Raw genomic sequence first — 14,824 nt, 5'->3', positions numbered from 1 at the left:
CGCGGTCCCAAGAACTAAAAAACTATACAAACGAAACGGGCTGGCGGCGTCCGAGCCGGATTCCAGCCGGCTCGGACCGAGCTCTCGCCTCCGGTAAAAAAATCGCGGATACGATTTTTTGACCCCGGCTCGATCTTTCGCGGATTACTAATGATGAAAGGAAATTTCTTTTTATTGCTTAACGTAAGTTTTTGAATCGATTATTAGATCTGTAGAATTGATCGAATAAGAATAGCAGTTCCACGGAGAAGTATCGTTCATCCAAATCTTCTCGCAATACTGCCCAGAATCGATTTTCCATTCTAATTGTAGATTGTAATTAGAATGAGTAGCGCATAGATCTTTTATTTGATCGAATGTCCAAAAAGAGACGATTGTACCGTTAAAATTGTAAGTGATCGTTGTCTGAGCGCAGGAATCGGTAATATCTACGTTTTTCCATATCCCGATAAATTCCGGGTGAGTTGATTTTTGACGCTTTTCCGTACATAGGGAGAACCCGTTGCATTCTAAAAAAGGAAAAAGATTTTCCTCTTCTTTATGGTCACAATTGTAAATTGGGAATAAGCAGCAAAATAACGGAACGCAGAAGTAACTTTTCTTTGACCATTTCATGTATTACGTTCTCGTGATAACTCTACTTAAGTTAAGTGTAATTGTTAATAGCTTCAAATCCAATTTAATTTAAAATATCACGATTTTATTAAATTAAACAATTTATACTCGATTTGAGATAAATTTTCCAGATGTCCCCACCTATGATACATTCAAATTGAATAGTTTTCCTATATCTTTTTGGGTAAAAATTTTATATTTTTCGAAATACTATACAAAAAAATAGTTTACAAAAGTATATAAACGTACGAATAGTATTCTGTTGCAAAGAGGAAAAATCATGCTTCAAACAATTACAATTCGAGACTTCGCATTAATTGAATCCGCTCAAATCGACTTAAGTAAAGGGCTGACCGCGATCACTGGAGAGACAGGTTCCGGAAAATCTCTTTTACTGGATGCTCTTTCTTCCTTACTCGGGGGTAAAAGCAGTACAATGGATATCCGTACGGGCTCGGATAAGTATTGTTTAGAAGCGGAGTTCGATATTTCCCAAAACCAAGTAATCAAAACTTGGATGCTTGAGCACGGATTCCCGCTCAATGGTTCTGCGGTTGTGATCCGAAAAGAGTTCACTCGGGACGGAAAAACGAAAATACAAATCAATCATTCACTTTCTTCTGCTCAGGTCCTTCGTGGTTTGGGAGAGATCCTATCCGAAGTACATAACCAGAACGACCAAATTTTACTTTTAGATAAGGCACAGCAGCTAGATATCTTGGACAGTTTTGCAGGTCTGCATACACTCAGAGGAGAAGTAAAAGAAGGGTTCCTAACGTATAAAAGTCTTAAAAAAAGACTAGAGGAATTGGAACTGTCTCATGCGGATAGAAACCGCAAAAAAGAGATACTTCAGTACCAGATAGAAGAGATCCATTCTGCCAATTTGAAACAAGGAGAAGAGGAAGAACTGAGTAAGGAAGAAAACTTACTCGTCCACGGAGAAAAACTCGCCGAGAACTTGGATATCATTACAGGTTACTTACATGAGAGTGAATCTTCAGTTTTAGGGATTTTCCCCAAGGTGCTTGCTGCTTCCGATAAAATTAAAGTTTTGAACGAATCATTAAACGAAATGGATTCGGCTCTCAAGGAAGCTTATGTTACGATTCGCGAGATCAATACAACTGCTCAGGACCAAAAGGAAGAGGTATTTTTCTCCCCGGAAAGATTATCCCATGTGCAGTCCAGATTAGATCTGATCCAAAAGCTTAAGAAAAAATATGGAAATTCAATTTCTGAAATTTTAGAAACGAAGAAAAAGGCGGAAGACGAACTTTCTGCCTTGGAACAGAATTTAGATTCTAAAACTTCTTTAGAGAAAGAAAAGAAAAAAGCAGCAGACAAATTGACTCAAGCCTGCTTACAACTTTCCAAATCTAGACGAGAAGTACTGAACAAATTCGAATCCAAACTCAAGTCAGAACTGGAAGTTCTGGGAATGAAAGGGGCAGGGTTGCAGGTAGTGCTTCGTTGGGAAACAAGTCCGGAAGGCGAAGTGGAAGCCCAGGGAAAATCCTATTTGGTAAACGAATTCGGATTGGATCAGGCAGAATTCTATTTCAGTCCGAACCCGGGAGAAAAACCAAGACCTCTCCGTAAGATCGCTTCCGGCGGAGAAATTTCTAGAGTTATGTTAGCGATCAAAAGTGTACTTGGTTCCAATTTTGACGGAAAAGTTTTAGTTTTCGATGAGATTGACTCTGGTCTGGGTGGAGAGATCGCCTCGGATGTAGCAAAAAAACTCAGAACTCTTTCTAAAACTCACCAAATCATTTTGGTCACACATTTACAGCAGATTGCCGCGGCTGCAGACCATCATCTTCTTGTGAGTAAACGAGTAAAGGAGGGAAGGACTGTCTCCGAAACTGAATTCCTAGGAATGGAGGAGAGAACCATGGAACTTGCGAGAATGATTGCGGGTCAAAATATCTCCAAAGGCGCTCTCCATCACGCGAAGGAATTGCTCAAAAAGAAGGCGGTATAATTCTCCTTCTTGGGTTCCCATTTTTTACTGGGGCAGAATGTTCTGCTCCGGTAAAAAGGACTACTTCCTTTTAAAAATCGTTTGGCAGGGACAGCCGAGTTGGAAACCCTACTCCTTGGAGAACCTCAAGCCGATATGATTCTTGCCAAAACAGATTCTTTGGTTACCATTATTCCACCGGAAACCGTACCTATTCTGATCCTTCTAGTTTCTATAGTCGGATTTACAATAATCATTGAAAGGCTGATCTTTTTCTCTCGTTGGAAAGCAATTACACCGGACGACTGGAGAAGGGTAAAAGATCTACTCAGAGAGAAAAATTACGACTCCGCTTCCGATCTGATGAGAAGCCTAAGCCAAGGACCAGTCTCTCAGGTTTTACAAGCTGGTATCACTCAGTTTAAGAGAAATGCATCATCTGTAGATGACGAAATTTTAACCCAAGGATTAAACCAAATCCAGAGAATGGAAAAATTCCTTTCTCCATTAGCTACTATTGCGACGATTTCTCCACTTTTGGGAGTATTAGGAACGGTTCTTGGAATCATTCGTTCCTTCGCAGAGGGTTCTGGAACCAGAGGAGCTGAAGTAGGGATCAGTGAGGCATTGATCACTACGGCTATGGGACTTGCAGTTGCGATCCCTGCTTATATTTTCCATAACTTCTTCCAGAAGAAAAAAGAAGACGCAATTTCCGAAATGGAAAGTCTTTCCGAGCAGGCACTTAGGTTTTTAAAATAAGATGAAATTCAAAAAGTGGAATCGGGGAGAAAGCGGAAGTTTTAGGGCAGGCCAGATTGAGCTTGCACCTATGATCGACGTTATCTGCTTCATCGTAATTTATTTTTTGATGAACGCGACTTTGGAAAAATCCACTGTTGTGAAAATAGAACTCCCTAGATCTTCCAGTACTGCTCAGGAAAAGAAAAAGGATGAACTTGTAATCACTGTCAATAAGGACGGAAAAATTTTCCTAGATAAAGACACTGAACCTGTTCCTTTGGAAAAACTGACTGAAAAGATAAAATTGTTTAATGGCCAAAACCAAGGCGACGACAAAGATAAAAAAGAACAGAGTAAAAATCGGGTGATTATCAGAGGTGATGGTGGAGCGAATTACCAAACCATCGTTAAGGTGATCGATAAAGTGAACGAAGCCGGAGTAACAAGATTTAATCTTGCGATGGTTCGTCAACCGGGAGGTCAGTGATCCGCTTAGGTGGATCTATAGACTTATTTCGAGACGGTAAGAACAGTCTCGATTTTAAATAAAGCCTTAAGGCTATTTCAAAAGACTCTTGAAACGAAAAGTATCTATATATAAATCCTTTGCCGTTATTTTTGTAAGCGGATTCTTTTTTTACTCCGGCGAGATCTCTCAACTTTTCTCCAAAAAGAGTGATTATTTCGGAAAGATTGTAAGAGAAATAAAATTTAGCGGAAACAAAAACACATCCGATTCGGATATCAGTTCCCTTTTGGAATTGAGAACTGGTAAACTCCTGACCAAGGGAGTAATCGATCGCGACTTAAAGGCATTATTCGCTTCCGGATTCTTCTACTTTATAGATATTAAGGCAGAAGAAGTTGAGGGTGGTGTTCGAGTCATTTTTGAACTCAGAGAAAGACCTCGAGTCAAGGACATCGAATTTATCGGAGCCGACGAGGTGTTTCCAGCCGACCTTCGAGATAAAATGCCTCTCAAAGATAACGAGGTAATCACACCACAAAAGGTCACTAAGTCTAGAGATATTATATTACAAAAATATAAAGATGAAGGATTCTTCCTGGCCTATGTGAAAGTGGAGCTTGGAAAGCCTGATCCGAAAACCAATTTAGTCAAAGTTCGTTTTATCATAGACGAGGGCGAAGAGATCCCAGTCGCAAAGATTAATATCTACGGTAACGAGACCATCGAAACTTCTGAAATCCTTGGACTCATGGAGTTAAAGGAAGAAGGTCTATTCGAAGGTGGTAATTTTAAAGAAAGTTCTTTTGAAAAAGATAAGGAAGTCATCCAAGCTTATCTTAGAAGTAAAGGATATTTGGATTCGGAGCTGATCCGAGAAGGTACCAACTGGGAGATCCATTGGGAAAACCCCGAAAAGAAAAACAGAAGGGTAATCATAGTCAATATCAAACTGTACGAAGGACAGGTGTATTATTTTAACGGATATACTGTTGCTCACGATATGACTACGGATGGAGAAGGGCGCCCCATCTTTTTAAATAAAGAAAATAATCCGCCTGAAACTCCTAAAGATAAATTGAAACCTTTATTCACGGTCCCTGAGATCGAAAAAACCTTGGATTATAGTTCCAAAGATGCAGGAGAAGTTTTCGATGAAACCGTATTCTCCAGAGATAGAGCAACTGTAAACGAACTCTACGGATCTAAAGGTCATATTTTTGCTCAGGTAATTCCTAGAAGAAAGATCGTTTCTTTAGATTCCGAAAGTTTAGAATATTATGAAAACTGCGGTACCAGAAGGACCGAGCTAGAGAAAAAGACCTGCGAAGAAGAATATAAACAATTAAATGTCCGTAAATTAAGGGAAATTTATAGAGATAATCCTGACCTGAGAGGGCGTAAATTTGTTCACGTGGATTTCACCATTCGCGAGAACAACCTGGCTCAAATAGAGAACGTAATCATTAAAGGAAATAAGAAAACCCAGGACAAGGTGATCCGCAGAGAGTTACTTTTTAAACCCGGTGACTTATTCGATTCCACTTTAGTAAACCGTTCTAGGGAAAGGATCTTTAACTTAGGTTACTTCAAAGAAGTTAACTTTAATATGAGACCGGGTTCGGATGATACAAAGATGAACCTTGTCATCGAAGTATTAGAACAACCTACTGGAACAGTTTCAATGGGTGGTGGTTACGGAACCATCACAGGATTTACCATTTTTACCGAGATTGGTGAAAATAACTTAAACGGAACCGGACAGAAGGTCTCGGGACGTTTGGAATTCGGACCTTATCGTAGATCCTTCCAAATCTCTTGGACGGAACCTTGGATGTATGATACTCCTTGGTCACTTTCCCTTTCCATGTTCTATTTCTCTCGAACCATATTCTTGGGTTCTACTTCTACGATTTCTATTTCGGATAGTACAACTTCCCCTACTGTTGAAAATGCTACCTATGATAATAATGGTTTGGGAATTACGATGGGGGTTGCACACAGGTTAGGAACCAACTGGACCCATTTCCACAGATATACTCCTGCGTTTTATTCTTATTCCAACCCGACTGCACTTGTATCCGATGCGGTTTTGGCTAACGTAAGAAGAGGATGGCAGTTCCGCTCTCAGGTTACGAACGGTCTTGCTTATGATATCCGAGACAACGTATTCGCTCCGACTAGAGGTTATGATCTGCTCTTTCAGGTGGATAACGTGGGACAGTATTTGGGTGGAACTTCTCACTTCGACCAATATCGGATCCTAGCGGAATATTATCATACTTGGTTCGACTTCACATTCGGAGGATTGATCCGAAATAACGCTCTTCGTAGATGGAGAGTGGTCCAAGAATTCAGGACTTCAGATACTTTTATTTTCCAAAGATCTCCAATGGGAGGATCTCATAACCAAGATCCAGTTCAGGACCCTTATATTCGTCCTCAAGACTTACTCATCATAGGTGGTTACGAATCCTTAAGAGGTTGGTATTATAACGATCAAAAGTTTCCTGTGGAATGGAGAGATGGTGCTCAGCATCGTCTACTCTTCGATACGGAGATCCGTATTCCAATAGAACCAAGTTTACTTTGGCTTGTGGTCTTCTTGGACGGAGGAGCATTATACGAGCAAACGAACCGGGCAGTAGGAACAAAAAAAGATTATTTCGAATCTTATGATAAAAATAAGGCGGACCAGATTGCCGCAAACCCGATCGGTTGGTACATCCAAAACAATTTCAATTTGCAGAATGGAAGAAAAGCCGACGTTACTTATGACGAATTGAATAATCCAGGAAGACTGATCTTATCGGCGGATAACGTAGCTATGGATAGGATGAGATATTCTTGGGGGGTCGGTCTTAGAGTCCAGATTCCTGTACTTCCTCTTCGTATTTACTTTGCCCAAAAGTTAAAACCTACTGGGAATTTCTGGGCACCTTTCGAAAAATATGAATCGGACAATGCATTCCAATTCGTATTCGGTATCGGTGACTACCGATTCTAAGGAGTTTTTGCTTTGTCAGTTGATCTAGTGCAAGGCTTGAACGATCCTCAGAAAGCCGCAGTCGAAAGATTGGAGGGCCCTGTTTTAATATTAGCAGGGGCAGGTTCCGGGAAAACCAGAGTAATCACTCATAGGATCGCAAACTTGATCCTGAATAAAAGAACGGATTCGATCTGTGCGCTAACTTTTACCAATAAGGCCGCTGCGGAAATGTTGGAAAGGGTGGCAAAGTTAGTTCCTTCCATTCCTTGGAATGTTCAGATTAAAACATTTCACTCTCTTTGTTTATATATTCTGAGAAGGGAAACTTCTTACCTGGGAATGCCTTCCGGGTTTACGGTTTATGATTCAGTATTACAGGAATCCTTAATAAAGCAGGTGATCAAAGATCTGCATGAGGACCCGAAACAATATAAACCTTCTTCTTTGACGGGAATCTTTTCCTCATGGAAGGATGGGCTTTCCGATTCGGATTCTTATATTAGAAAAGAAAATTTTTCCCATCGATCTCAGATGATATCGAATATCTATGAGGAATACGAAAAACGTAAGAAAAAAAACCAGGCTCTGGATTTCGGGGACCTGATCCAAAAAACCGTGGGGCTTTTTCGAGAGAACCCAGGAGTCTTAAAATCCTACCAAGATAGATGGAATTATATCATGGTGGATGAGTATCAGGATACAAACAAGGCACAATATACCTTGGTACGTCTACTTTCCGGAGACAGAGGAAATCTTTGTGTGGTTGGGGATGATGACCAATCCATTTATTCTTGGAGAGGAGCAGATATTTCGAATATTCTAAATTTCGAAAGTGATTTTCCGAATGCTTATGTAGTAAAGTTAGAGGAGAATTATCGCTCCACTTCCAGGATTATCCGTGCCGCCTCCAAGGTGATCGCAAATAATAGCGGCAGAAAAGAAAAGGAATTATTCACAAATAATGAGTCAGGAGAACCTATCTCCGTTTCTCAATTCGAGAACGAAACGGAAGAAGCTTACGATATCGTAAAAAAGATTAGGGCAGGATTTGCAAGAGGAGTGGATTATAGTCGCGTTGCTCCTGAAACCCATTCAGTCGGCTATAAGGATTTTGCGATCTTCTACAGAACAAACGCTCAATCCAGATACTTTGAAGAAGGACTCAGATCTTCCGGAATCCCATATAAAATTTTCGGCGGTTTCCGATTTTTTGATCGAGCCGAGATCAAGGATATGATCGCGTATTTGAATGTTGTAGCAAATCCTATGGATTCCACATCTTTATTAAGAATTGTGAATACACCTCCTCGTGGGATCGGAGAGGCGAGTATAGAGAAGATTAGGACATTTTCCTTAGATAAAGGGATTTCTTTTTTAGAAGCTATAGGACATCCTGATCTTCCCTTAAAAAAAGCGAGTTTAGGAAAAGCAAAAGAACTCTATCATTTATTCGAGGATTTGATTGATCGAAAGGAAAAAGGGGAATTACCATCTAAGATTGCTTTAGAGATCGTAGGAAGATCCGGTTGGATCGACTATATGGAAAGGGATGCACACGATGAGGAAGCGGTTTCTAAAGTAGAGAACGTTCGCGAGTTTGTGAACTCCATCGAAGAATACGAAGCCAGAGAAGATTCCCCTAATTTGGAAGAATATCTGAATCAGATCAGCCTTCTCACCTCGGAAGAAGACTCGGCACAACTTACCGACTATGTTCATCTTATGACCGTTCACAATGCAAAAGGATTGGAGTTCCCGACAGTTTTTCTAACCGGTTTGGAAGAGGGAACCTTCCCCCATTCCATGAGCCTGGAAGAACCGAACGGCCAGGAAGAAGAAAGAAGGCTTTTTTACGTAGCATTGACTCGTGCCAGAGTGAAATTATACCTGAGTTATTCCAGGACCTCTCGAAAATTCGGAAAAGTAGAAGATCGAATCCCTTCTCGATTCCTTCCTGAAATTCCCTCAGAATGTTTTGGAGAAGAAGGTATACTGGCCCAAAAAGGAGTCAGAAGACCACAAGGGCCTCCGGTTGCTTCTTCAGGAGCATACAAAATCCCGGAAACTCGTCAGGAAAGGGAAGATTCTTCGAAACCACTGGGGGAAGAGGCGGATATCCGAGAAGGAGATAAGGTCAAACATGCCCAATTCGGCCTGGGACAGGTGATTTCCGTGCAGGGAACAGGTAAAAATCGTAAGGTAAAAATCAAGTTCGGAAGCCTGGAGAAGAACTTTTTCCTTGCCTATACTCCCTTAGAGAAATTATAACGAGGGGGAAAGTTCACCCCCTAAAATACCGATATTATTCATAGGACATAGGAGAAACAATGAAACGGATCGTAATACTAGCTTTGGCTATCTGCCTTGGGACCCCATTGTTTGCTGGAAAAGTCAGCGGTTTAGTAGAAGAATTTAATAAAGTAGAAGAATTTAATAAGAATCGAAAAGTTTCCGACGCAGCTAAAAAAGCGACTCTGGAAAAAAATCTTCTCTCTGCTTTGAAATACAGCCTTCATCGTAAATACCTGGATTATAAGGAATACACTAAGGACCTAAAAGCGGATTCCATTTCATACGAGCCTCAAAAGGGAACTTTTGGAGTGTATGTAAAATACAAAACGTATATCGTATTTTATAGTTATCTAATGGATCCGGAAATTTATCTCCAAACTCCTATTAACGAGGTATTCTACGTTCGTCCAGATAATTTGGACGAAGAACCTCATAAGGAAGATAAACAACCGGCTCAGCCAACTTCCGGAAAATAATCCCTTTTCATGCGATTTCCGGAAGAAGCGGAATTAGTTTCTAAACTTGTTCTGGAAGCCGCAGATCGGATCTTTTCCATCTATGGAACAAATTTCCATGTGATGGAAAAATCCAAGGGTGATCCTCTCACCGAAGCCGACCTGCAAGCAAACGAGATCATTGCAGGTGGCATCCGCAAAATCCTAAAAGATAAAGTCTATTCCGAAGAAGATACCGATTTTTCCCATTCTTCTCTCCAAGGAGAAAGGGTTTGGGTCTTAGATCCGATCGATGGAACCCGGGAATTTGTAGCTAAAAATCCTGAGTTTGCGATTAGTCTAGGACTTTTAGAAGAAGGTAGACCTGTTTTTGGGATCGTAATGAATCCTGCAACAGGGGAATTCTTTTGGGGTGCGGAAGGTAGGGGTGCATATTATAAAATCTTAAAGTCACCTTATATAGAAAATCAGATCGATTGGGAAAATACTTTCTATCTTCAGAAATCCGAATCTTCCGAACGTTCTAAGGTTCTTGTCTCCGTTTCGGAAACTAAGGCAGGACTTTTCAAAAATTTGGACTATGGAAATGATTTTATATTCGAGCCGAAAGGTTCTATTGCTTATAAACTTGCACTTGTCGCAGTTGGAAAATATCCTTTAACACTTTCTCTTCGACCTAAAAACGATTGGGATGTTGCGGGAGGAATTGCAATATTGCGAGCTTCTCTCGGAAAAGATCTGGAAATCCGTTCCGGAAAAGATTATCCATTTTTAACTTCTAAACTAGGGATAGGATTACTCGCCGGAGAATCCGAGCTCGTGACTCAATTCTGGGAAAAGTTTAAAACTTCCCTCCAAGGTTCTGTCAGAGATCGTTGGTAAATCAATTTTAAAATGGCAAGTTTTTAGTTTGTCCAACCTAGACAGAAAAAAATACAAAATCGCCTTGGATGCAAGGCCATTATCCACCCCGGTCTCCGGAGTGGGCAGATTAATTGAGTCTGTACTGAAAGGTTTCGAAAAAGACCCCAATTTTGAATTTTATCTTTTTTCTCATAGGCCAATACATGAAGGTTATTCGGATCTATTCAAAAATCCGAATATAAGGTCTGTAATCGGAGAAGGTCTATTCTCCAAAAAAGGGGGAATTTACTTTGCGTTTTATCTTCCTTTCCAACTTAGAAAATATGAGATCGATCTATTTTGGGGAACTCAGCAGGTATTTCCATTATTCTTATCCAAAAATATTCCCGGGGTTTTGACATATCACGATTTCGTGGCCTATCGTTTTCCGGAGACAATGAGGCCGATCGCAAGATTCCAGCAGCTTTTTTATTTAAGAAGAAGTATCCAAAGAGCTGATTTTATTCTAGCAAATTCACAATTTACAGCTTCCGAAATTTTAAAATATTCTTCGTTTTCAAAAGATAAAATAGATATTATTTATCCGGGTTACGATCCTAAAGAGATCCAAAAGATCAAAACTCCTCCTACAAAACGGATCGGAAAATTACCAAAAAAGTTTTTCCTAACTGTTTCCACTCTGGAACCCCGAAAAAATTTCGGAACACTTCTGAAGGCATATCAAAAAGCCAAAAAAGAAAGATCGGATCTTGTTTGGGTGCATGCCGGGAAAGAAGGTTGGGAATCTGCCGAGTTTCTAGAAAAGTTCAAACAGTCTTCCGAGTCGGGTGAATTATATTGGTTCGATTTTGTAAGTGAAGAAGAGCTAAGATATTTGTATTCACAAGCAAGCCTATTTGTTTTTCCATCCATTTATGAAGGATTCGGAATTCCACTTTTAGAGGCGCTTGCTTATTCTCTGCCTTGTATCGTTTCGGATTTAGAAGTATTTAAAGAAATAGGAAAAAAATCCTGTGTGTATATTTCTCCTGAATCGGAGGAAGAATGGAAAAAAGCGATTTTGGATTTTCAAAAGAAGAAGTTTAAATTTCCGAAAGCGGATCTGAAAAGATTCGAAAGAAAAAAATCGGCCACACTTGTGAAGAAAATATTTAGGGATTTAGTTTCTAATAAAAAAGTTTAAGATCTTTTGGGTCAAAGATCTTTTAGATTCTTCGATCGTTCCGGAAAAAAGAATATCGGAGGAAGATTTCCAGTGAATATGGATCCGATTACTATCCAAGGCCTGGAAATAAATTTGTTCCATCGGATTCACATTCCAAACAAATAGGTCTTCTTTCCTTGTCCAAGAATTGTCCGTCCAATCGGTGCAGATTTTTTCTAAAGTTTTGTTAGATCTTAATTGTAGAATAAATCCTTTTTTAGGATCCAGAAAAGCGGAGAGAATTGGTGGTTTTACGGATCCTTCCGGGGCTCCGGAATCAAAATGGATGCCTGTTCCTTGGAATCTTCTTCCTTCCAAATAAGATTGGAACTCAGAAAATTGGAAATAGTAATTATAGATCCTGGTTTCTTCCAAGGCTGAAAACCCTGTACAAGTTTTTGATCTCCACTCTTTAAAGCAAGGTAGAATTGGAAGTAAATGACTTGTAGCTTATATTCTTATTTGTAAACTGGAAGTATGGTTTTTAGAAAAGCCTGGCCTTTCTTCTTCCTTCTTCTTTTTTTCATTTTATTCTTAAACGATTGTAGATCGGACGAGCAACCTTTGCTGTACCAGGTGACCTTAGAGGATTGGGATGGTAACTCTCATAAATTTTTGGAAGATAAAGGCAAATTAGTGGTCCTCGATTTCTGGGCAAGCTGGTGTGAACCTTGTAAAAAGGCAGTCCCGGTAGTCGAAAAATTGAGAGAAAAATTAAAAGATTCTCCTGCTATCGTGTTAGGTGTGAATACAGAAGACGATCTAAGCTTGGAAGAAATCCGAAAGGCTGCTTCCGAATTCGGAATGTTATATCCAAGTCTTCTGGATCCTGAATGGAAATTAGTAACCCCTCTTAAAATAGAAGGTCAGCCTGCATTATTTGTCTTTAGTAAATCAGGAAAGAAACTTCATTCCCAATACGGAATTTCAGAGAAAGATCTACCAATATTGACCGGAAGACTAAAAAACTGGCTTGAATCCCCTTAAAATGTCGTTTTATCCATAACGATTGTGCAATAAAAAGCCAAACTTAGACTCGTTTTAAAAAAAAGGATTTATCTTTCAGCATTTAGTTTGAATCTGGAATTAGATTCCCGGTAAGTGCTGCCGGACACATCCATCATTCCATTTCATTTCAGGAGAATTTCCATTCATGGCTGAGAATCTCGCCCAATTATTTCGTGAGTCGGCAGAAAAATTTAAAAATAAACCGGCTTTCTTATACAAAGATGCGCAAAAGAATTATTTGCCGATCAACTATTCAGAGTTATACGAAGCAGGAGTGAATCTTGCTGAGGCTTTGATCGAACTTGGCATTCAATCCAGAGACCATGTCGCATTACTTGCAGATAACCGTGTAGAATGGATTATCGCAGATTACGGTATCATCATGACTGGTGCGGCTGACGTTCCAAGAGGAACGGATATTACCGATTCTGAAATCGTTTATATCGTTAGTCACTCTGAGTCCGAAGTAGTATTCATAGAAAACGATAAAATGTTGGAGAAATTCAACAGAAACAAGTCGCAGCTCGGAAAAGTAAAAACGATTATCGTAATGGACAAAGAATCCGAGGCTCCAGGCGTTCTAAAAATGTATGACCTGATCGAAAAAGGAAAAGGTTTAAGAGCTTCCGGTTCCCGCAAGGTAGAAGATAGAGTTGCTTCTATCAAACCTGAGGACCTTTTCACTTTGATCTATACATCCGGGACAACTGGTCTTCCTAAAGGTGTTCAATTAAGACATTCTAATATGATGCACCAAGTATTGAACGTAACTCCTATGCTAAAGATCAATGCGGAAGCAAAGTTACTTTCCATTCTTCCTGTATGGCACGTGTTCGAAAGAGTTGTAGAATATGTTTGTATCAGTATTGGTGCGGCTACATATTACACAAACGTTCGAGATCTTCGCCAAGACTTGGCAACTGTAAAGCCTACCTTTATGGGTTCCGCTCCTCGTCTTTGGGAAAATATCTATAACGGAATTTATACAAGGATTAACGATCCAAGTCAAACTCCTGCGATCCGCCGTGGTTTATTCAAACTAGCTTACTTCTTCTCCGATAAGAAAAACGCAGCTGTTCGTTTTATCACCGGCAAAGAAGTGGATTATACCGGAAGAAATCCGATTGTTTCCCTATTTTACGGAATCTTAATGTTGGTTCAACTGGTTCTGACCGGGCCTTTTACTCTGACAGTAGCTTCTTCGATTGCAGCTTATATATTGGCTCCTACTGAGTTCTCTTATTTAAGCCTGCCTCTTTATATTCTTGCAGGACTTGGAGTATTCTTCAATAGCGCAACTTTGGACAAGATCGTTCTTTCCAAGATCAGAACTGCTACAGGTGGAAGACTTAAGGCATCTATCTCCGGAGGAGGAGCTCTTCCTCGTCACGTAGATGAGTTCTTCAATAATATCGGGATCAACGTATTGGAAGGTTACGGTATGACTGAAACTTCTCCTGTACTTTCCGTAAGAACCTTCCAAAAACTCATCATAGGTTCCGTAGGTTCCATCGTTCCTAAAACTCATCTTCAGATCAGAAATGATAATAATGAAATTCTGACAGAGATCGACGCAAACGGAAAAGTGATCAAAGGTAAACTAGGACGCAAGGGTGTTGTATTCGTAAACGGTCCTCAAGTTATGAAAGGTTACTTCAAAAATGAAGAAGCTACTTCTAAGGCTCTTGTGGACGGATGGATGAACACAGGCGATATGGGGATGATCAACTTCAAACATACCCTTACACTTACCGGAAGAGCGAAAGACACTGTTGTTTTGTTAGGTGGGGAAAATGTGGAGCCGGTTCCAATCGAGAACAAACTCCAAGAATCCGTTTATATCAGCCAGTGTATGATCATAGGCCAAGACCAGAAAAACCTGGGAGCCATCATTGTTCCTGACTTCGAAAAATTAGAAGAATGGGCAAAAGAGAACGGAGTTGATACTTCTAATAAAGAAGCTTTGATAGACAACGCAAAAGTGGTAGATCTATACAAGAAAGAGATCAAGGCGTTGAATAACGCTAAGAACGGATTTAAGTCCTTCGAGCAAGTGACTCCTTTCTTCATAGTTTCCAAACCTTTTGAGGTGGGAGACGAGCTGAACAATATGTTGAAGATGAAACGCCACGTAATCGCTGAGAAATACGCGGATAAAATCAAGAAGGTCTACACAGATAAATAATCCTTTTTTAACGCTTAAAAAAGGAAAGAAGAAGCC

Annotated in this window: 11 protein-coding genes; 10 read left to right on the top strand and 1 reads right to left on the bottom strand. The window is 40.0% G+C overall.

Going from position 1 to position 14,824, the window contains the following annotated elements; all coding sequences use genetic code 11:
- Positions 1–895 precede the first annotated feature (895 nt).
- The 8 genes from recN to CH365_RS14815 all read left to right on the top strand — a co-directional run bounded on the left by recN (position 896) and on the right by CH365_RS14815 (position 11,574).
- The gene (gene recN, locus CH365_RS14850) at positions 896–2,602 is read left to right on the top strand and encodes a DNA repair protein RecN (protein WP_100769511.1); all 1,707 of its coding nucleotides are present in this window, start codon (positions 896–898) and stop codon (positions 2,600–2,602) included.
- Between the two features lie 135 nt (positions 2,603–2,737).
- Positions 2,738–3,343, top strand: coding sequence for a MotA/TolQ/ExbB proton channel family protein (locus CH365_RS14845; RefSeq protein WP_100769510.1), 606 nt, complete (start codon positions 2,738–2,740; stop codon positions 3,341–3,343).
- Between the two features lies 1 nt (position 3,344).
- On the top strand, positions 3,345–3,812 hold the full coding sequence (locus CH365_RS14840; protein ID WP_100709702.1) for an ExbD/TolR family protein: 468 nt from the start codon (positions 3,345–3,347) through the stop codon (positions 3,810–3,812).
- Positions 3,813–3,900: 88 nt separating this feature from the next.
- Entirely contained in the window at positions 3,901–6,798 is a 2,898-nt protein-coding gene (locus tag CH365_RS14835; protein WP_100769359.1) for a BamA/OMP85 family outer membrane protein, read from the top strand.
- A 12-nt stretch (positions 6,799–6,810) separates the two neighbouring features.
- On the top strand, positions 6,811–9,048 hold the full coding sequence (locus tag CH365_RS14830) for an ATP-dependent helicase (RefSeq protein WP_100769358.1): 2,238 nt from the start codon (positions 6,811–6,813) through the stop codon (positions 9,046–9,048).
- Positions 9,049–9,107: 59 nt separating this feature from the next.
- On the top strand, positions 9,108–9,548 hold the full coding sequence (locus CH365_RS14825) for an LIC11625 family surface-exposed protein (RefSeq protein WP_100769357.1): 441 nt from the start codon (positions 9,108–9,110) through the stop codon (positions 9,546–9,548).
- A gap of 9 nt (positions 9,549–9,557) precedes the next feature.
- Positions 9,558–10,409, top strand: coding sequence for a 3'(2'),5'-bisphosphate nucleotidase CysQ (locus CH365_RS14820; RefSeq protein ID WP_100769356.1), 852 nt, complete (start codon positions 9,558–9,560; stop codon positions 10,407–10,409).
- A 28-nt stretch (positions 10,410–10,437) separates the two neighbouring features.
- Positions 10,438–11,574: a glycosyltransferase family 4 protein gene (locus CH365_RS14815; protein WP_100769355.1), complete on the top strand. Its 1,137-nt coding sequence runs from the start codon at positions 10,438–10,440 to the stop codon at positions 11,572–11,574.
- On the opposite strand, the gene CH365_RS14810 is transcribed toward CH365_RS14815, so the two are convergent.
- Positions 11,551–11,970 (bottom strand): hypothetical protein, encoded by a 420-nt coding sequence (locus tag CH365_RS14810; RefSeq protein WP_100769354.1) that lies wholly within the window; start codon positions 11,968–11,970, stop codon positions 11,551–11,553. The genes CH365_RS14815 and CH365_RS14810 overlap by 24 nt on opposite strands.
- A gap of 102 nt (positions 11,971–12,072) precedes the next feature.
- Here CH365_RS14810 and CH365_RS14805 point away from each other — a divergent pair, with 102 nt between their 5' ends.
- Entirely contained in the window at positions 12,073–12,582 is a 510-nt protein-coding gene (locus tag CH365_RS14805; RefSeq protein ID WP_100769353.1) for a TlpA family protein disulfide reductase, read from the top strand.
- A gap of 166 nt (positions 12,583–12,748) precedes the next feature.
- On the top strand, positions 12,749–14,788 hold the full coding sequence (locus CH365_RS14800; protein WP_100769352.1) for an AMP-dependent synthetase/ligase: 2,040 nt from the start codon (positions 12,749–12,751) through the stop codon (positions 14,786–14,788).
- Positions 14,789–14,824: the final 36 nt, after the last annotated feature.

Origin of the sequence: Leptospira neocaledonica (assembly GCF_002812205.1) — a bacterium.
GTDB classification, from domain to species: Bacteria; Spirochaetota; Leptospiria; order Leptospirales; family Leptospiraceae; genus Leptospira_B; species Leptospira_B neocaledonica.
This window is presented reverse-complemented; position numbering and strand designations above follow the sequence as displayed.